Consider the following 21,840-nt stretch of genomic DNA (forward strand, 5'->3'; position numbering starts at 1 on the left):
GCCGGCTTTTTTCTGCTGCGTGACAGGGTGCCTGAACTAGCCCCCGAAAAGGACGATCACCAGGTCCCCTCCCCTCCCGGCCGCACCGGTTCAAAGCGTAGCGTGAGGATGCTGGCCGCCTCCAGGCAGCACCAGCGGTGCTCGATCCCGGCACCCCAGGCGACGAAATCCCCCTGGCGGGACAGGACCACGCGGCGCACCTGGTCGGGGGGAAATTCCGGCGAGCGGCAGAACTCCACCTGGAACGCCCCTTGAGTGACCAGGAGGGAGACCGTGCGCCCGACGCTGACCGGCTTGGGCGCGCTGCGGTCTCCCGTCGGGTGGTCGTACCACTTGAGGCAGAGCCCGGCCACGGACTCCCCGCGCGGCACGAAGAGGAGCTCGGAATTCTCGCGGCACCAGTCACTGAACCCGAGGAACCAGCCGGTGCCACGGGTGTCGGCGTCGTGGGCGTTGCCGGTAGCGATCTCCATTTCCATGATCCTGCCTCCTTGCGGTGGTCGAGGCCATGCGGTGGCCACCCCGGCAAGTTGTACATCATGCAGGCGAACATGCAAACCCGCCCCTGAACTCGTACGGGTGCAGGTTCCACGCAAGGGAACCGGGTACCTGACGGAACAAGTCCCCCTCCTAGGTCCCTCTGGCCATCGGCGAATACTCCACTAACAAGATAGACAAAACAGATTTTTTTCTTGACTGGTTTGATGCGTATCTATATCTTGTAAAAACCCAGACAGGGCTCAGGTACTTCGAACTGTGAGAGCGTGGCAGTAACAGCCGAGTAGAGAGAGCAGGAGCCAGATGAAGATCGACCAGCACAAAGTGAGGGAGTTCCTGTCCCGAGAGGAGCGCGGCGCGGCAGCGGACGAGTTGCGGCGCGAGGGGAACGTCTTCTTCGTCGGGGGAAACCTCCCCGAGCGCCAGACCCTGGAGACCCTCTTCGAGAGCCACTACCAGGAAAACGCCTCCCTGTTCCATCTCTCCTTCGGGGGCCCGGACCACTTTGGCAACGGCGAGGGCCTGGCCCGCCAGATCAAGAAGAACTTCAACGCCCACCTGGTGGGGTGCCTGGATTATCCGGCCTCCGCATCGGTCCTGGAGCGCGCCTACGTCGCCGGGGTCGACATCCTGGAGCTCCCGCTGGGCGCCGGCCCGCTGCACCGATTGGAGGAGCGTCTGAAAGCCCTGGAAAATGCCCGCGCCATCTTCCCGCGCTGGGCGGTCGCCGCGACCCTGGTGGCCGGCGCCGAGCCGGCCTCCCTCACCCGCGAGAAGATCGACCGGCTGCTGGAGCAGGAGGTGATCCCGCTGGTAACCCTGGGCCGGCCGGGGACCGAGCTCTCCGCGCAGGAATGCACCGACCTGTTCCACCACCTCATGGCAGCCTGGCGGCGCAGCAAGGCGCTCATAAAACCGCTGCTGCCGCTCATCTACCTCAGCGCGCCGCTGGTGCCGGCCTCTTCGCGCACCGGGCTGCGGGGTTTCATCGACCTCATCGAGGGGCGGCGCCTGTTGGCCACCTCGGACCTGCGCCGCGTACTGAGGGTGAAGGAAGTCGAGGAATCCTTCGCCTCCTCCGGCCTCTAACTCCCAACACCCCGAAGGCCGCCATGAACGACAACAACCAGTTCCTCGAAAAGCCGCTCAAGATCGACAACCGCCCGATGTGGCTCATCCTCTTGGACAAGACCGCCCGCTACCAGGTGATGGCCGCCGTCGTGCTGGTGACGGCGCTCGTGCTGCGCCTGGAGCCCCCCGCCGATCTCTCGGTCAGCGGTTACCGCTCCCTGGTCCTCTTCGGGGCCACCATCTTCTTCTGGATCTCGGGGATGCTCCCGATCGCGGTCACCGCGCTCCTCTCCATGGCGTTCCTGCCGCTTTTGGGGATCATGGACGCCAAGAAGACCTACTCGATGTTCGGCAACGAGGCGGTCTTCTTCATCCTGGGCGCCTTCATCCTGGCGGCGGCGATGACCGGCACTGGGATCTCGGCGCGCCTGGCCCGCGCCATGCTGGCCAGGTTCGGCAGGACCCCGACCCGGCTCGCCCTCACCGTCTTTCTCCTGTCCGCGTTTCTCTCCTTCGTCATGAGCGAGCACGCCGTGGCGGCCATGCTCTTTCCGGTGGTTGCCGAGATCAGCACCGCGCTGGGACTGGAAAAGGGGAAGAGCAACTTCGGCAAACTCCTCTTCATGGCGCTGGCCTGGGGGTGCATCATCGGCGGTATCGCCACCTTCCTCGGGGGGGCGCGCGCCCCCTTGGCCGCCGGGCTCTTGAAGGAGTCGACCGGGCAGCACTTCTCCTTCCTCGAGTGGACCACCGCCTCGTGCATGATCGTCCTGCCGCTTTTGGTGATCGCCTTCCTGCTCCTCATCCGGTTCTTCCCGGCGGACCTGCAAAGCGTCGAGGTGGGGCTCAAGTTCCTGAACCGCAAGCGCCTGGAAACCGGCAAGATGAGCTACGACGAGATGCTGACCGCGCTGGTCATGGTGGCGACCGTCGCCTGCTGGATCATCTTCGGCGAGAAGGCGGGACTCGCCGCCATCGCCATCCTGGGTGCGGGAGCACTCTTCACCTTCAAGGTGGTCTCCTGGCAGAAGATCGAGGAGTACGTCAACTGGGGAGTGATCCTCATGTACGGCGGGACCATCGCGCTCGCCTCCGCTCTCGAGAAGACCGGGGCTGCGGTGTGGGTGGTCAAGAAGGGGCTGGGGACGCTGCACCACTCCCCCCTGGCCATCATCGCCGTGATCTCGCTGGTCGCCATCGTGCTCACCGAGTGCATCAGCCACGCCGCGGTGGTGGCGATCCTCATGCCGGTCGGCATGGGGCTTTGCCAGACTACCGGTCTCGACCCGAAGGTGATGACCCTCTCCATCGCGCTCCCCGCGGGCCTTGCCTACTGCCTCCCGATGGGGACGCCGGCCACCGCCATCGCCTACGCCTCGGGCTTTTTAAAGAGCCGGGACATCATCGTCTCGGGGGTCACGGTCATGGCGATTTCCTGGCTTTTGTTCATGGCCTCGGTGCTCTTCGTCTGGCCGCTCCTCGGGCTGAGCATCTGATACTACGTCCCCGCCGGCGCGCCGGGCGTATGATCATGCGCCCCTACCTGTCCGTTACCCCCTGAAACCGATACGCGTGAAGGCTCCCCCACTCCGCGCAACGGTGTACCAGCCTGGGCTCTTCTGCCTCAGCGCAGCCACCTGCTCCGCACGAGCTGGAGGCGAAGCTGCGTCGTCTTCGTTCCCCGACCTTCCAAGCCCTGCCCGAATAGGTCTTCAGCCGCCTTTTCCCCCTCCCCACCGTTGCCCTGCCCCCCTGCCGGATATCCCGGATCACCCAACGACCTGCTAAAGCAAAAATAATGCTGGGACGCCATCTTCCGGCTAAAGTGTTTCCCTCCGTTTCCGATTATCTCCTACATCGCGTTTTCCAAATTACGTATCCGCAATCCCTGAGACGAGCGGGTGCTCTCTCCGGTGGTAGCGGGTCAACGGACCTGGGCGATCGCCATCCCACTGAAAAAGGAGTAGCTACATGACTTGGTTCAACAACCTGAAGATCGGCGGCAAAATCGTCCTGGTCGTCGCGGGCGTCCTGGTGCTTTCCATCGTCCAGGGGGTGATCTCCCTGAGCCAGCTCTCGAAGGTGAACGGCTCGACCCTGGAGATGGCCCAGCAGCGCCTCCCCAGCGTGCGCTCCATCGGCCGGATCCAGACCCTGGTGGGCGATTTCCGGCGCGCGGAGTTCCAGCACCTGCTCTCGGATACCGACCAGGACATGGAAAAGTACGAAAAGCGGATGGTGAAGACCATCGAGGACATCAAGAAGCTCACCACGGAGCACGAGAAGCGGATCGGTAACGCCGAGGAGAAGGCGCTCTTCAACGAGTTCAACGCCAACTTCGCCTCGTTTTTGACCGAGCACCAAAAGCTGGTGCAGCTCTCGCGCGCGGACAAGAAGCAGGCGCTCACCGCGCTGCGCGGCGACTCCTACAAGTTCTACCTGGCCGCCGCGGCCGCCCTGGAGAAGGAGGTGGCGCTGAACGACAAACTCGCCGACGGCTCCTTCCACAGCTCGCAGGCCACCTTCGCGACCTCGCGCACCACCATTGTGGCGGTGATCGTGGCGGCACTCCTCATCGGGGCACTCCTCTCGCTCTTGGTCGCACGGGTCATCAACCGCTCGCTCAGGAAAGGGGTCGAAGTGGCGGACCGGCTGGCCCAGGGTGACCTGGAGGTGCAGATCGGCGAGACCTACCGTGACGAGACCGGCCAGCTGCTCTCCTCCATGGCCTGCATGGTGCAGAGCATCCAGGCGCTCGCGGCCGATGCCACCAGCCTCTCCCACGCCGCCATGGAAGGCCGGCTCGCCACCCGCGCCGACGCAACCCGCCACAAGGGTGCCTACAGAAGCATCGTCGAAGGGGTGAACGGCACGCTGGACGCGGTGATCGGTCCTTTGAACGTGGCGGCAGAGTACGTGGACCGCATCGCCAAGGGCGACGTCCCGCAGAAGATCACCGACGAGTACCGCGGCGACTTCAACGAGATCAAGCAGAACCTGAACAACTGCATCGACAACGTGAACGCCCTGATCGCCGACGCGAACCACCTGGCGGGAGCCGCGGCGCGAGGCGAGCTGGCCACCCGCGCCGACGCCGGGCGACACCAGGGCGATTTCCGCAGGATCATCGAAGGGGTGAACGGCACCCTCGACGCCGTGATCGCTCCCCTGAACGTGGCGGCCGAGTACGTGGAGCGGATCTCCAAGGGTGACATGCCGGACCAGATCAAGGACGAGTACCGGGGCGACTTCAACGCCATCAAGAACAACCTGAACACCCTGATCCTGGCAACCAGGAACATCACCAGCGCCGCCCAGGAGGTCGCCCGCGGCAACCTGACCGTGCAGCTCACCGAGCGCTCTGAGCACGACGAGTTGATGCGCTCGCTCTCAAGCATGGTGGCGAAACTGTGCGAGGTGGTAAACGACGTGAAGTGCTCCTCGGACAACGTCGCCAACGGTTCGTCGCAGATGTCGGCGAGCTCGGAGGAGCTCTCCCAAGGGGCGAGCGAGCAGGCGGCCGCCGCCGAGGAGGCGAGCGCGGCGATGGAGGAGATGTCGGCCAACATCAGGCAGAACGCGGACAACGCGCTGCAGACCGAGAAGATCGCCGTGAAGTCGGCGCAGGACGCCCAGGAGAGCGGCAAGGCGGTAGTGCAGACCGTGAACGCGATGAAGGAGATAGCAGGGAAGATCTCGATCATCGAGGAGATCGCGCGGCAGACCAACCTGTTGGCGCTCAACGCGGCCATCGAGGCGGCGCGGGCCGGCGAACACGGCAAGGGGTTCGCAGTGGTGGCTAGCGAGGTGAGAAAGCTCGCCGAGCGCTCGCAGCGGGCCGCGGCCGAGATCTCGCAGCTCTCCAGCTCGAGCGTAGAGGTAGCCGAGATGGCCGGCGCTATGCTGACCCGGATGCTTCCGGACATCCAGCGCACCGCCGAACTGGTCCAGGAGATCTCCGCGGCATCCCGCGAGCAGGACACCGGGGCCGAGCAGATCAACAAGGCGATCCAACAGCTCGACATGGTGATCCAGCAAAACGCCGCGGCTGCCGAGGAGATGTCCTCCACCGCCGAGGAGCTCGCCTCCCAGTCCGAGCAGTTGCAGGACGTCATCTCCTTCTTCGACCTGGGGGTCGAGCGCGCTGCCGGCAAGCCGGCGCGTCAGGCCGCCAAGTCCGAGCGGCCGGTGCTGAAGAAGGCGTCCCAGGCGCCCCGGCTCACCCGTGCCTCCCGCAAGGGGGCGGACCTGCACCTGAGCCAGGACGACGAGGCGTTCGAGAGCTTCTAAGCTGCACGGCGGGCATGGCACCCCGCCCTTTCCGAACCAAATGGAAAAGGCCCACTTTCTTGAGAGAGTGGGCCTTTTCGTTGTCTGCAGCAGGATTGCGAGCCTGTACGACGTGTGCTGCCGACGTCGAGGCCGCCTCAGGCGTTTTCCGTTAGAAGCGGTAGCCGAGACCGAAGGAAACCAGGTTCGGGTTCAGGTCCAGCTTGTACTTGGTGCCGGCAACCCTGATCTTCGTGTCGACGTTGACGTACTTGTAGTCGATGTTGAAGTAGACGTTCTCCTTGATCTTGATATCGGCGCCTGCCTGGGCGACCCAGCCAATCGTGTTGTCGATGCTGAAGTCGTCCACGCCGTTCAGCTTCGACTTGAACGGGAAGGTTGCGTTGATGCCGACACCCACATAGGGGCTAACCGGCATGCCGGCCAGCGGGTGATACTTCACGGAAAGGGTCGGCGGGAGCAGCCAGGTGGAGCCGACGAACTGTCCGGCGCTCTTGATGTCGTGCCGGGTCACCGCCGCCATCAGCTCGGTGGAGATGTTCTTGGTGAAGAAGTATTCGAAGTCGATGGCCGGAACGATGTCCTCACTTACCTGCAGGTTCAGGGCGCTGAGTCTGCTGTCAAAGGATTCCGCAGGAATGACATAGGTACCCCTGACGCGCACGCCGAACTTGTAGTCCTCGGCACTCGCCAGAGATGCCACTGCCAGCATGAGAACCATCAACAACCCGAGCACTTTAAACATCTTTTTCATCTTGTACTTCCTCCTGTAATAAAATATGGGGCATTCCCCGGATAACACTACATTGTGTAAACACAGGCGGTTTTGTTAGTTATAATATGAATACATAAAAGTCAACAACTAAGATTTTATAATCGTAAACGCATCCAAGACAGACCAAATACAGTCTATGTATACACTATGTCAGTATCTTGTATACACTATTAGCTTATTCTTTAGTAATTAATATTTTAGAAACTGAATAGGCACCAACAGAGACATTTGCAGCAGTTGTTGCGCTCAACAAACGGAAAAAATTATTTTCTTTTTATGGAATATTCAGAGCGTGCGGTGCGCAGCTTCCCAGTGAGCAAGCAGCTGAGCTGGCGGGCCGAAAGGCGAAGAGAAGCAGGCGGTGCAAGGTGGGAGGACGGGGTAGCAAGGGGAGCGCCAACCGCGGACCGAATCGGCCGACACGCGGTAGCCGGGTTTCTCGTGGTTACGAATCGAGAAGAAAGTCGCGAACCTCGGCCAGGGATGGGAGCGCAGTGCGACCGCCCAGTTCCCGGGTGTTCAGCGCGGCCACCGCACTGGCAAAACGGAGGGAACCCTGAAGGTCGAAGCCGCGGAGGGTGCCATACAAGAAGCCGCCGTGGAACGCGTCGCCCGCCCCGGTGGTATCCACTGCATCGACCGCGTCGAAGGCCGGCTGGTGGACCACCTCGCCCGAGGCGTCCCAGCCCCAGCTCCCTTCCCTGGCGGCGGTTATCACCACCGTTTGGGCGCCCTGCTCGCGCAGCCGTGCGGCGGCCTCGTCCTGGTCCTCGGTCCCGGAAAAGGAACTTGCGAACTCCCGGGCCACGACGCAGAAGTCGCTGAGGGCCACCAGTTCGCGGAGTTCCTCCCGGTAGCGGTGCGCTCCGCCGTCGAAGGAGACCGGCACGCCGTTTTTGCGGGCCCAGCGCGCAGCGGCGAGGCTTGCCTCGAGATGCCTGCCGTTCAGGTGGAGGAGCTTCGCACTGGCGAGAAAGCCAAAGTCGAGGTCGGCAGCAGAGAGCTCTGCGGTATCTCCTGGAGCGTAGACGATGGTGCGGGCTCCATCGCGGCGGCGCACCAGGATGGAGGCGATGGAGGAGGTAGCTCCCGGCACCACGGTCAGGCGATCAGCTGCCACCCCTTCCTTGGCAAGCTCCTCCAGGACCAGCTTGCCGCGCCAGTCGTCCCCCAGCTTGTCCAGCATCGCCGTCCTCACACCGAGTCGCGCCAGGGTGACCAGCGCCGTCGCCACCGGTCCGCCTCCTTGCAACAGCGAGGTCTCGGCGCGCTGCACCAGCTCTGCGCCGGGGAGCTCGTCGACCACCATGAAGAGGTCCAGGGTGCTCACGCCAATACCGACGACATCGAAGGAATGCCGGTGAGAGATCATCAGATTACCTCGGAGGGATCCGACAAGAGTGCAGCCATCAGCGGGCGGAGAGGATCAGCTTGACGCCCAGCACGGACATGACGGCGCCGGCGGAGCGGTCGATCCAGGATTTGAAGCGCAGGTAAGCGGCGCGCGGCTGGGAGGAGGAGAGCACCAGGGCCACCAGGGTGTACCAGCCGGCCTCGATCAGGAAGATGACCAGGACGGTGCTCACCGCAAGGGAGCCGGAGAAGTTGGGTGGCAGGAAGGCGGCGAAAACGCTCGCGTAGATGATGGCGGCCTTGGGATTACTGAGCTGGGTCCCGGTGGCCAGCAGGAAGGAGCGGCGGGCGTCGTTCTCCGTCGTCTCTGCTGCTTCGGATTGCGCCGCGAGGGGAACGGCAGCGCCGCGCCAGATGCGGCAGCCGAGGTAGATGAGGTAGAGGCCGCCCAGGATCTTGAGGGCGAGAAAGAGGCTCGGGACAGCGGCGAAGACCGCCTGCAGGCCGGCCAGTGCGGCAATGGCGAAGGAGACGCCGCCCAGCCCCATGCCGAGCGCGGCGGCGAGCCCTGCCGAACGCGAGGAGGCCACCGCGGTGCGGGCCACCATCAAAAAGCTCGGTCCCGGGCTCATGGCGCCCACGGCAATGGAACCGGCAATGCCTACCAAAGGAAGTAATTCTTGCACACGAGACTCCTGCTTCGTTCATCTGACAATATCGGCGACCACATCCCCCCCTCCCTTGACGGGAGGGGGTCGAGGGGTGGGTGAAGCTGCCATCGACAGTGATGTTGCGCCTTCCCCCTCACCCTGTCCCGCAGGGGGAAAGGGGACCCGATTTGGACTTTTCTCCCGAAATTTTCGGACGAGCTTCGAGATGTAATCCCAGTCCCTAGCCCCTAGCCCCTGCCTCTCCAGGCAGCCTGTCCAAAAGCCTTAAGAGGCCGTCCAGGATGGTGGCGGGGTGCGGCGGGCAGCCGGGGATGTAGAGATCGACCGGAAGCATGCCGTGCACGCCGTCGTGCGCCTCGGGGGAACCGATGAAGGGGCCGCCGTTGATGGCGCAGGCACCGCAGGCGACAACGAGCTTCGGTGCCGGGATCGCCTCGTAGGTGAGCAGGAGCGCCTCGCGCATGTTTTCGGTGACCGGGCCGGTGACCCAGAGCCCGTCGGCGTGGCGGGGGCTGGCGACGAACTGGATCCCGAAGCGCCCGATGTCCCAGCCGATGGTGGATAGGACGTTGGTGTCGGCCTCGCAGCCGTTGCACCCCCCCGCAACCACCGAGCGGAACTTGAGCGAGCGCCCGAAGAGCTTCAGCATCTTCTCCTCGAGGGCCTGGGCCAGGCGGTACTCCTCCCCTTCCTGCGCCACCAGGTCCTCGCGCCGGTTGGCAGCGAGCCGGTAATCGTTACCGTAGGAGATGCCGCCGTGCGGGCAGGCCTTTTGGCACTCGGCACAGAAGAGGCACTTGCCGAGATCCACCGAGAGATTGGGCGTGCAGCTGATGGCACCCGTGGGGCAGACTTCGCGGCAGAGCTGGCAATCGGCGCGGCAGGCGGAGTTATCCAGTTGAGGGAACCCGCGGAAGCGCTCCGGGATCACCACCGGTTCCTGCGGGTAGCGCATGGTGCGGTGCCCCTGCTTCATGCGGGCGAGTATTGCCTTGAACATGACGACTCCTTAAACAAAACCGCTCACCACAGAGGACACGGGGCACAGAGGAAACGCAAAAAGACTGACTTGATTTTTCCCCTGTGTTCCTCTGTGTGCTCTGTGGTTAATGCTTTGCTTTTGCCAAAGGCGAAAAACACCTTACAAATCGACCCCGCAGTACGACAAATTGAAGCTCTTGTTGTTGAGCGGAAAATCCGAGATCTGCCCGCCGCGCAGCGCCATGGCAAGCCCCGGCCAGTTGTGGAAGGACGGGTCGCAGATCTTGTAGCGCTCGAAGCGCCCGCGTCCGTCGGTCAAGGCCACGTGGCAGATCTCGCCGCGCCACCCCTCGGTCAAGGCCACCGCCAACCGGTCCTCCCCAAGGCTCCCCACCGGGTTCTCGATCCCCCCGCCCGGCAGCTGGCGCAGCTGCTCCTCGACGAAATCGAGCGATCTCTCGATCTCCAGCCAGCGCACCAGGGTGCGGGCATAGACGTCACCGGCCCGCGCCGTCACCACCGGGATATGCGTCATGTTGTAGATCCCGTAGGGGTGATCGCGGCGGATGTCCCGGTTCAAACCACTCGCCCTTGCCGCCGGCCCCACCAGCCCCAGCTCCCGCGCGGTCTCCTTGGATACCACGCCGGTCCCTTCCAGACGCGCCAAGACCGAGGGCGTGTCCCACAGGAGCTCCACCGCGTTGGTGAGCTCGTCGCGCGCCGCCAGGAGCCGGCGGCGCAGCTTCTCGACGGTGAGCGCGTCGAGGTCGAAGTTGACCCCGCCCGGGGTCAAAAGCCCCCGCCCGAAGCGGCTGCCGCAGATCTCGGCTGTCAGGTTCAAAAAGTCGCCGCGGATCCGCCCGCAGTAGGAGGCGGTGGGAAGATATCCCACGTCCCCGGCGATCGCCCCCAGGTCCCCGGTGTGGTTCGCCAGCCGCTCCAGTTCGGCACCGATGCCGCGCAGGTCGTGGGCGCGCGCGGGGACGCGGGTTCCGGCAAGCGCCTCCAGGCACATCGCGTAGGCGAGCCCGTGACCGACGGTGGTGTCGCCGGCCACGGTCTCCATCTGGCGGAAGGTGACCGGGTAGGGGCCGCCTAGAACCAGCTTCTCGACCCCGCGGTGCTGGTAACCCAGGGAGATCTCCAGGTGCATGACCTCCTCTCCCAGGCACTGGAAGCGGAAGTGCCCCGGCTCGATGATGCCGGCGTGCACCGGGCCGACCGCCACCTCGTGCACCTCGCTCCCCTCGACCCGGTAGAAGTCCATGATGCCGATCTTTCCCGGCCCGGTGGGGCAAAAACCGGGGAGTGTGGCCAGGGGCGGGGCGAAGCGGACCGGCTTCATCCAAGGGTGTCCCTCGAAGATGACGCCGTACTGCTCGGCCATCTCGCGCTCGAAGAGGTGCAGCTGCGGCGCATAGGGGACCAGCGAGGTGAAGCCGCCGTCGTCGAGCCTGGTATGCAGGACGCCGAGGGTCGCATCGGCCTTCAGGGAGAGCACGCAGTAAAGGGCGAGCCCCTCACCCTCGGGGAGCGCGAAATAGGAGACGACGCGCCAGCCGTGGTCCAGGGCGGAGAGGATCTCCTCCAGGAAGTGGTCGCCGTGCAGCACCGGGATGTCGCGCCTGGCCAGGGAGGCGCCGTTTTGCAAAAGTGTCAGCCTGTTCATCTGCCACCCTCCAGAAGACCGGCCGCCTGGTGCAACAGCTCCTGCAGCGATTCGGGGAGCCACAATCCGAGCATGAGGACCAGGGCCATGAGTACCAGCGGAGGCCAGACCGTCGGCGCAGTGTCACGGTAGGGGGTCCGCTCCAGGTCGTCGGGTACTTTACCCAGGACCACCGGGATCACCGTCGAGGCCATGCCCATGAAGATCATCGCCAGAAACAAAAGGAAGAGCGCCGCGGTCCAGTAGTTCTGCTGCACGAAGGCGGAGCTTACGATGGTGAACTCGCTTACGAAGGGGCCAAAGGGGGGCGAGCCGGTGATCGCCAGGAAGGCGGCCAAAAAGAGTGCGCCGGACCACGGGGTACGCCTCAGGGCGCCGCGCACGAACTGGGTGCTCTTCGAGTTGTAGGCGCGGTGGATGTTGCCGCAGGAAAGAAAGAGGACACCCTTGGTGAGGGCGTTGTTCACCATGTGCAAGAGCGCACCGAAGAGGGCCCCCTTCCCCAGCCCGAGGGCGACGGCGATGATCCCGACGTGCTCGACGCTCGAGTAGGCGAGCATCCTCTTGAAATCGCTTTGCCGGGCCATGAAGACCGCCGCGAACGCCATGGAGAGGAGCCCCATGCCGAGCAGCACCTCCTGGAAGAGTTCGGCCTCGGTGGAGGCGACCGCGATCTGATAGACCCTCAACAGCGCCAGGAGCGCGCAGTTGACGAGCCCCCCCGCCAGGAGCGCACCCACCAGTCCCGGCGCCTCGCCGTAGGCGTCGGGCTTCCAGGTGTGCAGCGGCGCGAGCCCCATCTTGGAGCCGAAGCCGACCAGGAGGAAGATGAAGGCGGCGTGGCGCCAGCCAGCATGCAGGTCGGCGGCCGTGTCGATCAGGGTCCCCAGAAGAAGCGTCACCTCCTGCTTGGCCACGATGGTCGAATAGGCCAGGAAGAAGAGCCCCAAGAGCGCGATGGCGATCCCCACCGAGCAGATCAGGAGGTACTTCCAGGTCGCCTCGATGGAGCGGGCGTTGCGGTTGAAGTAGATGAGCGGCGCCATGGTGATGGTGGTCATCTCAAGCGCGATCCACAAAAGCCCCAGGTGCTGGGCGATCGCCACCAGGGTCATGGCGGAGAGGCAGACCAAGAGCGAGATGCAAAGGACCCGGTTGGGGCGCTTGCGCCTGAGTTTCAGGTACCCCACCGCGTAATTCGCGCAGACGAAGAAGAGGATGCTGTTGCAGAGGAGGCTCAACTTCCCCAGGGGATCGAGGAAGATCCAGCGGTCCGGGGACGGAGGGGGCGTCTGGACCAACAGCGTCACGGTGAGGGCCAGGTGCAGGGCGGCGACCACCGGAAGCACCAGGGCGCGCCGGCGGTTATCCGGGATGAGCCAGGCGACCAGGGCGCCCAAAAGCGGCAGGAGCACGAAGATCCAGATCAGGTACATCTCATTCCTCCCGCAGGGTGCTCAGGCGCGAGGTGTCCAGTGAGGAGAACTCGCGGCTGATGTGGTTGATGACGATCCCCATGACGAAGACGCCGACCAGGAGGTCGAGAAGCGCCCCGGCCTCGACCATGACCGGCATCGCCTCGGCCAGGAGCAGGCCGAAGATGAAGATACCGTTCTCCATGAGGAGGTAGCCGATCACCTGGCTGATCGCCTTGCGCCGCCCCATGAGCACCAGGAAACCGCACATGAGGGTTGCCAGCGAGGCCGGCACGAAGAGGAGCCCCTCGTGCTCGGGGGCCAGGGGGAGCCTGGAGGCGAAGATGAAGGCGAGCGCGGTGAAGATGGCGCCCAGGACCAGGGAGGGGATGTAGCCTATGAACGGCTCGAACTCGCGCTGGATGTCGGCCTTGAGGATGGCGCGCACGATGAGGATGGGGATCGCCGCCCCTTTCACCAGGATGATGCCGGCCACGATGGCGACCAGGTGCCAGGAGAAGGGGTGCACCAGCGCGGGGAGTACGCCCAGGACCACCCCCTGCAGCGCGACGGCGCGCACCGAGAAGGCGAGCCGGCTGGTGCCGAGCACGGCGAAATTGAGCAAGAGGCAGAGGACCAGGAGTTGATCGGCCAGGGCAGTCATCGGATCACCTCACCACAAGAACCAGGGAAAAGGCCGTCAGGATCAGGGCCGCCACCAGAAGCTGCGGCACCCGGATAAGCCTCAGGCGCGCCATCACTGACTCCACCACCCCCACCGCGACGCTTAGGGCAAGCATCCCCGCGAGGAAGACGAGCCAGTCCGCGAGGCTCGAGCCGGTGGTAAAGGGGAGCGCCACGTTCACGAAGAGCGCGCCCAACAGGAAGAGCTTTAAGGCGGCACCGTAGAGGATGCAGCCGAAATAGGGACCGGAATGGTCCAGGACCATCACCTCGTGGATCATGGTCAATTCGAGGTGCGTGTTGGGGTCGTCGAAGGGGATGCGGCTGTTCTCGGCCAGGAGCACCACGAAGAGCCCGGCCAGCATGAGGATGAGCGCGGCGCCGGTCCCGAGCCAGACCGAGAGGTCCAGGTGGTTCAGCATCGGGGTGAGCGAGAGCGTTCCGGAGAGTCGGGTCAGGGTGATCAGGGCGAAGAAGAGGGTCGGCTCGGCCAGGCAGGCGAAGCTCACCTCGCGGGCCGCCCCCATCCCCTCGAAACTCGAGCCGGTATCGAGGGCGGCGATGGTGGTGAAGAAGCGCCCCAGGGCGAAGAGGTAGGCGAAAAGGACCAGGTCGCCGTCGAAGGAGATGGGGGCTGTGTGCCTGCCGAGCGGGATCAACAGGCCGGCGCACAGGGTGGCGGCCAGGGTCACCGCCGGTCCGGCGCGGAAGATCCAGCTGGTGGTTTCACTTATGACCACCCCTTTTCTGAAGAGCCGGGCCAGGTCGTAGTAGGGCTGCAGGAACGGAGCCCCTACCCTGCCGGCGAAGGCCGCCTTGGTCTTGCCGATCACCCCGAGCAGCAAGGGGGGCAAACCGAGCGCGATCACGATATGCACCAGGATGTCGATCATCTCGTTCTCCCGAAATCTCAAAATCCTTCAGATACTTGTTGCAGCAAAAGGCCGGAGGCCGGTTTTCAGCCGCAGGTTCCCGGTTTTTCAGCCCCTGAGCCCTGAGCCCTGAGCCCTGAGTCCCCAGTCCTGCCTTACCTTACCTCACCTCACCCAGAGCATCAGTGCGAGCAGGGTGATGAAGATGTAGATGATGTACAGGTGCACCTCGCCGTGCTGCACCCTTCTCAGGTACCTGAAGGCGATCCCCACCAATCCCAGCGCCGGGAGGATGAGCCGCTCGAGCAGGGTCTCCTCCGGGAGGTAGCCGGCTCGCGCCGCACCGGGGACCAGACCGCGCGGAGCCCGGGTGCTGGTCCGGGTGCGCACCACTCCTGAGCTGAAGCTTCCGAAGAGCAGACCGAACGAGCTCCCGGTGTACTCCATGCGGGGAGTGGGCGCCAAGTAGCCGCACCCCCAGGTCGGGCCCGTTTCGGCCGGGAGAACCTGCTGGCGCCGACGCAACAGCCAGGAGAGCCCCAGCGCCAGGACCAGCAGAACGCCCCCGGCGGCGGCAAACCAGAGCAGGCTGTAGGGGAGCCCGGCAAAGCCGGCGGCCTGGGGAACCACGGTCGCCAGAACCGGCTGGACCAGGGTGAGGAACAGCACGGGGCAGAGCCCGCCGAGCAGGCAGAGCACCCCCAGGACGGCCATCGGGAAGAGCATGGCAGCCGGCGCCTCATGTCCGTGGGCCGCCGCCTCGCTGCGTGGCGCCCCGAGGAAGGTGATGCCGTAGAGTTTCACGAAGGAGATCGCCGCGACCCCCCCGACCAGCGCCAGGACCGGCACGCCGAGGCCCAGGTAGGGCAGCGGGGCGCGTGCCTCACCGAGGAAGCCGAGGTAGAGCAGGAATTCGCTGGCGAAGCCGTTAAACGGGGGAAGGCCGCAGATCGCCACGGCGCCCACCAGGGAGAGGAGTGCGGTCCGCGGCAGGCGCTTCCCAAGCCCCCCCATGAGATCGAGGTCGCGGGTGCCGGTGGCATGCAGCACGCTCCCGGCGCAGAAGAAGAGCAGCGGCTTGAACAGGCTGTGGTTCAAGAGGTGGAACAGGGCGCCGGCGAGCCCCAGGTAGGCGAGCCGAGGATTTCCGGTTTCCTGGCCGATGAGCGCCATGCCGATTCCCGCGGCGATAAGGCCCAGGTTCTCGATGCTCGAGTAGGCCAAGAGCCGCTTGAAATCCTTCTGGACCGCGGCAATGGCGATGCCGAGGAGCGCGGAGACGAGCCCCAGCACGAGGATGGTCCCTCCCCACCAAAGCGGCCGCTCGCCGAAGAAGGAGAGCACCCGCAAAAGGCCGTAGATCCCCATCTTGAGCATCACCCCGGAAAGCAGAGCGGAGACGTGGCTCGGGGCGTTGGCGTGCGCGGCGGGGAGCCAGATGTGCAGCGGCATGAGCCCGGCCTTGGAGCCGAAGCCGACCAGGGCCGCGAGAAAGACAACCGTTGCCGCCCCCCCGGCCAGCGCGAGCGAGCCGGTCTCGGGAAACAGAAAGCTCCCGGTTACCATCCTCAGTTCGGAGAAGAGCACGAAGAGGCCGGCCACCCCCACGTGGCTCGCCACCAGGTACACGGTTGCCGCGCCTCGCACCTCTGCCGATTCGTGCTCGGGGAGCAGCAGGAAGAACCCGGAGAGCGCCATCACCTCCCAGGCCATGAGCAGCAGCGGCCCGCTATGGGCCAGCACCACCAGCGCCATCGAGGCGCTCAGGAGGCCGTAGAAGAAGGTGAGGGACGGGCCGGTCGAGGGGCGGCTGGCGTTTGGCCAGTAACCGAGGGCGTAGAGGGAACCTAAGGGGAAGACCAGGAAGATCGGGATCAGGAACAGCAGGGAGAGCGGATCGAAGGATAGTTCGGTAGGGCCGAAGGGGAGACCCCAGTTGAAAACGTAGCGGGAGGTTTTGCCGGCAACCAGCAGTGAGATCAGGGCCGGGAGAGCCAGGGCGGAAGCGGCGACAGCCAAGAGGCTGGCCAACTTCTGCCCCGATTCCCCCGGTCGCAAAAGCAACCCGGGGACCCCGGAGAGTGCGGCGAGCAGCACCGCGCCCAGTACGACGAGGGATGGGTCTTGCAGCAGACTGTCAAACATCAAGTGGACCTTTCTTTTCGAGCGGTTCCCGGCAGCGGGACAGGAATCGTAAGTAATAGCACAATCCGCGCCCCATGAAAAGAAACAAACATGCAGGAAATCACTTACAGGACAGATTTCCCGGTTTCCCTTTAGCGCGTGGTCAGGATGAACAGGACGACCAGCGTCAAAAAAGTGTAGACGATGTACAGGTTGAGCTTGCCGTGCTGCAGGTGGCGCACCGGCGCGCTCTTTTCGTAGAGGTACTCCAAAAGCGGCAGGAAGAGGCGCTCCAGGGCGGTCTCGGGGAGGTGGCTGCGGTACGCTGCCGGTCCCGGGAAGGATCCCGCCGGATCGGTCCGGTGCACCTCGGGGCGCAGCACCACGCCGAACCAGGCAACCAGGAGCGACCCGAAGGAGCTTGCGCTGTACTGCATGCGCGGCGTCGGTTTCAGGTAGCCGCACCCCCAGGTGCGCGAGGTTGCAGCCGCGCGGCCGGTCCGCCTCCGCAGCCAGAGGGCCGCGCCGGCCGCGAGCATGAGGAGCAGCACGGCGAGCAGGGTGATCCAGGTAAAGGGGACCATGGGGACCAGCGCCTGCTGGACAAACCCACCGCGGTAGGCCGCGAGGGCGTTCTCCAGCGGGCGGGCCACGCAGATGGGCGCCACGCCGATCAGCACGCAGACCAGGGCGAGGAGCGCCTGCGCCCCCAGCATGCTGGCCGGGGGATCACCTGTGCCCACATGCTCCGGACTCCTCGGTTCCCCCAGGAACACCACCCCGTACACCTTGACGAAGCAGGCGACCGCCAGGCCGCCGATGAGTGCCAGCACCGGGACGGCCAGCACCGGGAGCGCGCCCATGAGGCCCGGTGAGCTCTTCAGCGAGGTAAAGCCGGCGAGGTAGATCATGAGCTCGCTGACAAAGCCGTTTAGGGGCGGAAGCCCGCAGATCGCCAGCGCGCCAGTCAGGAAGAAGAGCCCGGTCCTCGGGAGGCGCCGCCCTACCCCGCCCAGCACCTCGATCTCCCGGGTTCCCGCGGCCTGGATCACCGCCCCGGCCCCCAAAAAGAGCAGGGCCTTGAAGGTCGCGTGGTTCAGCACGTGCAAAAGCGCCCCAGCCAGCCCCAGGGTCGCCAGGACGGGCGACGCCAGGCTCTGCCCCAAAAGCGCGCACCCCAGCCCGATCATGATGATCCCGATGTTCTCGATGCTGTGGTAGGCAAGCAGCCGCTTCAGGTCGTGCTGCCCGATGGCGAAGGCGACGCCGATCACCCCGGAGATGGCGCCCAGGATGAGCACGGTACCCCCCCACCAGGGGGGCGGCGTTGCGAAACAGGAGAAGATGCGCACCATGCCGTAGATGCCGACCTTGAGGACCACCCCGGAAAGGACCGCCGAGATGTGGCTGGGGGCGTTGGCGTGGGCCGACGGGAGCCAGACGTGCAGCGGCATCACCCCTGCCTTGAGGCCGAAGCCGATCAGGGCGCAGAGGAAGATGGCGCTTGCCAGCCCCCCCTGGGCCGGCAGCGACCCGGGCGCGGGAAAGAGGTAGCTGCCGGTCAGCGAGGCGATGAGCGAGACCATGGCGAAGAGGACCAGCACCCCCAGGTGGGCGGTGACCAGGTAGAGGATGCCGGCGTCGCGCACCTCCGGCTTCTCGTCCTCGGTGCTGAGGGCGAACCAGGCTGCGAGCGCCATGATCTCCCAGACCACCAGGAAGAGCACCAGGTGGCGCACCAGCAAAAGCGCGCTGAGCGAGGCGGCCAAAAGCCCCAGGAAGAAGGTGACCCGTGCGGCAGTTTCGGGGTGACGGTCGGCGGGCCAGTAGCCGAGGGCGAAGAGGGCGCTCGCCCCGGTGACCAGGAATACCGGGATGAGAAACCAGGCGGAGAGTGCATCGATGCCGAGGCTGCCGGGGCCGAAGGGGAGTCCGGAGATGAGGGCGAAGGTGACCGGTGCCGGCGAGGTGAGGGACCAGAGTGCGGCGGCGCTCCCGGCACAGGATCCGGTCAGCATCAGGAGAACTGAGAAGCGCTGGGCGGCGGCAGAGCTGCGGGCGAAGAGCAGCGGAAGCCCGGAGGCTCCCTGGCAGGCGACGGCAAGGCAAAACAGCACGAAGCAGTTGATCGCCTGGCCGCCCGCTGCCATGTCAGCTCCTGATCCCGCGTTCGAAGTGCCGGGCCGCTTCCAGGACGCCCTCGGGGTCGCAGGCTCTCAGCACCGTGTCGTGGAACTGCGGGTCGTGCAGCGCGTAGGCAAGCCGGGAAAGCAGGTGCAGATGCACCTTCACGGTAGGGCTTGTGAGCAGGAACAGGATGTGCACCGGCTGGCCGTCCAGTGCCGCGAAATCGATCGGGTTGGCGAGGTAGCAGAGGGTGACGGTCGGCGCAGGACGGTTCTGCAAAAGGATCGGGTTTCTCACGTGCGGGATGGCGATCCCCCCGCCGATTGCCGTGGTCCCCAGCGCCTCCCGGGCCAAAAGGACCTGGAGCAGGAAATCCGGGTCCACCTGGGGCGGCAGCTTCAAAAGGTTCACCACACTGCGCAAAACGCTCAGCTTGTCCTCTCCCGGCACGCCGCAGTGGATGCCGCCGGCCTCGAGCGCCTCGCTGAGCGTCGGATAGTGCATATCGGCCTCTGCCGCCTCGAAGAGCTCGGGGGGCATGGTGATGCCGTTCTCGGTGGCCCACTCGAGGAGGTCGATCCGGTTGATCCGGTAGCTCCCGCGCACTAAGGTGGCGGCCAGCTTCTCCTTCTTGATCCACTTAAGGACGGTGTTCTCGTCTATTTTGAGAAGTGCGGCCACTTCCGAGGCTTTCAACAGCATCTTCCAGACTCCTGTAGGGTAGCTAACATTTGTATAACATCGTTAGAAGAAAGAAACAAGAGCCTCCTCGGAGAACCGGAAAGTTTCAGTCTCTTCCATGACCTATTTGTTCTAACCGGGCCCCGCCCCGCTCAACCGCGCCCCGTCCACCGCCCCCTGCGCTCCCCTGCCCCACCCGATTGCCCGCGCGCGCCGCGGCACAAAAAAGGCGCCCTTGGGACCAGGGGCGCCGGAACTCATACTGGAATCGGGCTAGCCGAAGTGCGAGCGCCGCGGCGGCAGGGAGCGCTCCCGCGGCAACTGGTGGGCGATCAGGCTGCGCAGCCTGAGTCTCGTGTCCTGGTCCAGGTTCACGAACCTGACACAGGCCATCCCGTACCCCAGGTGCACCAGGCGCGTCATGAAGCGCAGCGACGTGTTGTTGTCCTCGCGGTACAGGGCGAGCGAGCAGCGCTCCCCCGGCGACATGGCGGGCTCCGCGCCCTCCAGGGTCACCAGGGCCCCGGCCAGCGAGATGTTCTCCAGTCGGGCACGGTAGAGTTCGTCGCGATATACCAGCAGCCCCTCGGCATCCATGGCAACGCGGGGAAAGGTCCTTTTCTCCAGAACCGGTCCTGGCATGATCTGCTCCCTTGAGCTCCCCGGAGCGTGCAGCCTGCACGAGCTCCAATGAAAGCTGACTGTCCGTAGCTTTTCCCCACTGAATCGGCAGCCAGGGCGGGAACTTTAGGAAAAATACCGACAAAGACTCAGGCACCAGGGGAGCGCGGTTTTTCGCGGCGGAGGTTCCGCGCCCCCCGCTTCCGGCACCGGGAGTCGGGCTGCCCGGCGTAGGGTTGCTGCGGCGAGGGAGTCCTCCGGGACCCGGGCCAGGCACAAAAAAAGGCCCCCGGAGTATCCTCCGGGGGCCTTGCTGCATAGGCTGGTACTTGAAACTACTTCTTGTGGGCCTCACCGCCCGGGACGTCCTGGCCGCCGGCGGAATGGCAGTCCGAGCAGTTGGTCTTCATGATCTCGTCGCCGATGTCAACCGGATGCACGAAGCCGTTGGGCTTGGTCCCCTCGGGGATGTTCTCCTGCTTCTGGCTCAAGACGGTGTGGCACAGGTTGCAGTCCTTCGAGATGATGCGCCCCTCGGCGTTCTTGTGCTTGCCGTCGTGGCAGCGGAAGCACCCCGGGGTGTAGAAGTGGCCGATGTTGTTTGGATAGGTGTTCCAGGAAACCTTCATCTGCGGGAAGAAGTTCCTGCCGTAGATATCCTGGACCTCGGTGACCGCCTTGGCGATCTCCTTGGCCTTGGCCTGCGCCACCTGCGGGTAGTTCTTCTGGTAGTAGGCCGGGATCTCCTTGGCGATGGTCGCCTTGGCTTCCTCGGTCGTCTTGTAGGGCCTGGTCAGCACTTCGACCGCCACCTTCTTCATGTAGGGGAGCGACTGGTCGATGTGCCCAGACACGAAGTTCTCATCCATCTCGACGCCGGGGGCGCGGTAGATGTGGGTCGGACGGTTGTGGCAGTCGGTGCAGTCCATCTCACGCTGCTTGGACTTCTCGATCTCCGCCTTGGTGAGCGGCTTCTCGGTGTCCATGAACTCGGTGATCTTGCCGTCTCTCCCCTCGACCCTGATGTAGGGGATGTTCATGCGTTTCTTGTCGGTGGCGATATAGGTAACCTTCTGGCCGATGTGCCAGTGGATCCCCTTGGAGTGGGCGCTCTTCGGGGTGCCGCCGATGTTGATCAGCATGTTGATCTCGCGCGGCGAGTTCTGCTCGTTGGGCGCGTAGTGATAGAAGACCTTCTGACGGCCGGCGTAGAACTTCTCGGGCCAGTGGCAGTGCTCGCAGGTGTCGCGCGCCGGGCGCAGGTTGTCGATCGGGGTCTCGATGGTCTCCGGGTAGGTGTGGAAGGCAACTGCGTAGAGCTGGCGCATGCCGGAGAGTTTCGCCTTGACGTACCAGGCGGCACCGGGGCCGACGTGGCACTCGACGCACTTCACCTTGGCGTGCGGAGAGTTGGCCCAGGCGGTGTGCTCCGGCGACATCACCACGTGGCAGAGCTCGCCGCAGAAGGTGGTGGACTCGGTGAACTCGAAACCCTTGAGCGAAGCTACCGAGACGAGCAGCACGAACCCGACGCTGGCGATGACGAAAAAGATGAACATGTGACGCTTGTGCGGGTCGTTGAAGTCGACCCGGGGGAACGGCGGGATGTGCTCCTCTGCCTCTTTACGCTTCTTGTTGCGCACCAGGTAGGCGCCCAGCGGCACCAGCAGCAGGCCGAAAATGAGCATCCCCGGGAACAGGAAGTAGGTCATCAGACCGAGGTAGGGTTTCTCCACTCCAGTTATCCCCTCATAGGACAGGAAGCCTATGATGAGACATGCTGCTGTCAGAGCCAGGACCATGCCGGCGAGGCTGATCATGTTCCAGGCGTAGCCAGCATACTTTCTCAGTGCCATGTGTTCTCCTTCAAAACGTGTATCTGGGGTCTAAAAAATCGCAATAATTTACTATGTGTAAACAGTTTTGTCAAAGGAAAGAACGTTAAAATTTCCTACCCCGAAATAAAACGCAAATCGGTGAGAAATCCGGGTGATACCGTGACCTTGGC

17 protein-coding genes are annotated in these 21,840 nt (G+C 64.5%); 3 read left to right on the forward strand and 14 right to left on the reverse strand.

Annotated features, from left to right (window positions below):
* Nucleotides 1-56: 56 nt before the first annotated feature.
* A complete protein-coding gene (locus GMST_RS12305; RefSeq protein ID WP_246399520.1) occupies nt 57-479 on the reverse strand; it encodes a hypothetical protein in 423 nt (140 codons plus the stop codon).
* A gap of 322 nt (nt 480-801) precedes the next feature.
* Here GMST_RS12305 and GMST_RS12310 point away from each other — a divergent pair, with 322 nt between their 5' ends.
* The 3 genes from GMST_RS12310 (at nt 802) to GMST_RS12320 (ending at nt 5,859) form a co-directional block, all read left to right on the forward strand.
* Nucleotides 802-1,587, forward strand: coding sequence for a hypothetical protein (locus GMST_RS12310; RefSeq protein ID WP_183354964.1), 786 nt, complete (start codon nt 802-804; stop codon nt 1,585-1,587).
* Nucleotides 1,588-1,610: 23 nt separating this feature from the next.
* A complete protein-coding gene (locus tag GMST_RS12315; RefSeq protein ID WP_183354965.1) occupies nt 1,611-3,065 on the forward strand; it encodes an SLC13 family permease in 1,455 nt (484 codons plus the stop codon).
* Nucleotides 3,066-3,540: 475 nt separating this feature from the next.
* Nucleotides 3,541-5,859, forward strand: a complete 2,319-nt coding sequence (locus GMST_RS12320) for a methyl-accepting chemotaxis protein (protein WP_183354966.1) — start codon at nt 3,541-3,543, stop codon at nt 5,857-5,859.
* Between the two features lie 151 nt (nt 5,860-6,010).
* On the opposite strand, the gene GMST_RS12325 is transcribed toward GMST_RS12320, so the two are convergent.
* The 13 genes from GMST_RS12325 to GMST_RS12385 form a co-directional block, all read right to left on the reverse strand.
* Nucleotides 6,011-6,613, reverse strand: coding sequence for an OmpW/AlkL family protein (locus GMST_RS12325; protein WP_183354967.1), 603 nt, complete (start codon nt 6,611-6,613; stop codon nt 6,011-6,013).
* A 466-nt stretch (nt 6,614-7,079) separates the two neighbouring features.
* Nucleotides 7,080-8,006 carry a carbohydrate kinase family protein gene (locus GMST_RS12330; RefSeq protein WP_183354968.1) on the reverse strand — a complete coding sequence of 309 codons (927 nt, stop codon included), beginning with the start codon at nt 8,004-8,006 and terminating at the stop codon, nt 7,080-7,082.
* A 37-nt stretch (nt 8,007-8,043) separates the two neighbouring features.
* A complete protein-coding gene (locus tag GMST_RS12335; RefSeq protein ID WP_198424555.1) occupies nt 8,044-8,673 on the reverse strand; it encodes a LysE family translocator in 630 nt (209 codons plus the stop codon).
* 205 nt (nt 8,674-8,878) lie between these two features.
* On the reverse strand, nt 8,879-9,658 hold the full coding sequence (locus tag GMST_RS12340) for an NADH-quinone oxidoreductase subunit B family protein (protein ID WP_183354969.1): 780 nt from the start codon (nt 9,656-9,658) through the stop codon (nt 8,879-8,881).
* A 141-nt stretch (nt 9,659-9,799) separates the two neighbouring features.
* Nucleotides 9,800-11,308 carry a hydrogenase large subunit gene (locus GMST_RS12345; RefSeq protein WP_183354970.1) on the reverse strand — a complete coding sequence of 503 codons (1,509 nt, stop codon included), beginning with the start codon at nt 11,306-11,308 and terminating at the stop codon, nt 9,800-9,802.
* Nucleotides 11,305-12,738, reverse strand: coding sequence for a proton-conducting transporter transmembrane domain-containing protein (locus GMST_RS12350; protein WP_183355124.1), 1,434 nt, complete (start codon nt 12,736-12,738; stop codon nt 11,305-11,307). Before GMST_RS12350 ends, GMST_RS12345 begins: the two co-directional genes overlap by 4 nt.
* Before the next feature lie 7 nt (nt 12,739-12,745).
* On the reverse strand, nt 12,746-13,387 hold the full coding sequence (locus GMST_RS12355) for a hydrogenase (protein ID WP_183354971.1): 642 nt from the start codon (nt 13,385-13,387) through the stop codon (nt 12,746-12,748).
* A 4-nt stretch (nt 13,388-13,391) separates the two neighbouring features.
* Nucleotides 13,392-14,300, reverse strand: a complete 909-nt coding sequence (locus GMST_RS12360; RefSeq protein WP_183354972.1) for a respiratory chain complex I subunit 1 family protein — start codon at nt 14,298-14,300, stop codon at nt 13,392-13,394.
* Between the two features lie 144 nt (nt 14,301-14,444).
* Nucleotides 14,445-16,424: a proton-conducting transporter transmembrane domain-containing protein gene (locus GMST_RS12365; RefSeq protein WP_183354973.1), complete on the reverse strand. Its 1,980-nt coding sequence runs from the start codon at nt 16,422-16,424 to the stop codon at nt 14,445-14,447.
* A 131-nt stretch (nt 16,425-16,555) separates the two neighbouring features.
* Nucleotides 16,556-18,553: a proton-conducting transporter transmembrane domain-containing protein gene (locus tag GMST_RS12370; RefSeq protein WP_183354974.1), complete on the reverse strand. Its 1,998-nt coding sequence runs from the start codon at nt 18,551-18,553 to the stop codon at nt 16,556-16,558.
* 1 nt (nt 18,554) lies between these two features.
* Nucleotides 18,555-19,232 carry a PTS sugar transporter subunit IIA gene (locus GMST_RS12375; protein WP_183354975.1) on the reverse strand — a complete coding sequence of 226 codons (678 nt, stop codon included), beginning with the start codon at nt 19,230-19,232 and terminating at the stop codon, nt 18,555-18,557.
* 252 nt (nt 19,233-19,484) lie between these two features.
* Entirely contained in the window at nt 19,485-19,853 is a 369-nt protein-coding gene (locus tag GMST_RS12380; protein ID WP_183354976.1) for a PilZ domain-containing protein, read from the reverse strand.
* 314 nt (nt 19,854-20,167) lie between these two features.
* Entirely contained in the window at nt 20,168-21,688 is a 1,521-nt protein-coding gene (locus tag GMST_RS12385; protein WP_183354977.1) for a NapC/NirT family cytochrome c, read from the reverse strand.
* Nucleotides 21,689-21,840: the final 152 nt, after the last annotated feature.

The sequence above is a fragment of the Geomonas silvestris genome (assembly GCF_014193515.1).
GTDB lineage: Bacteria > Desulfobacterota > Desulfuromonadia > Geobacterales > Geobacteraceae > Geomonas > Geomonas silvestris.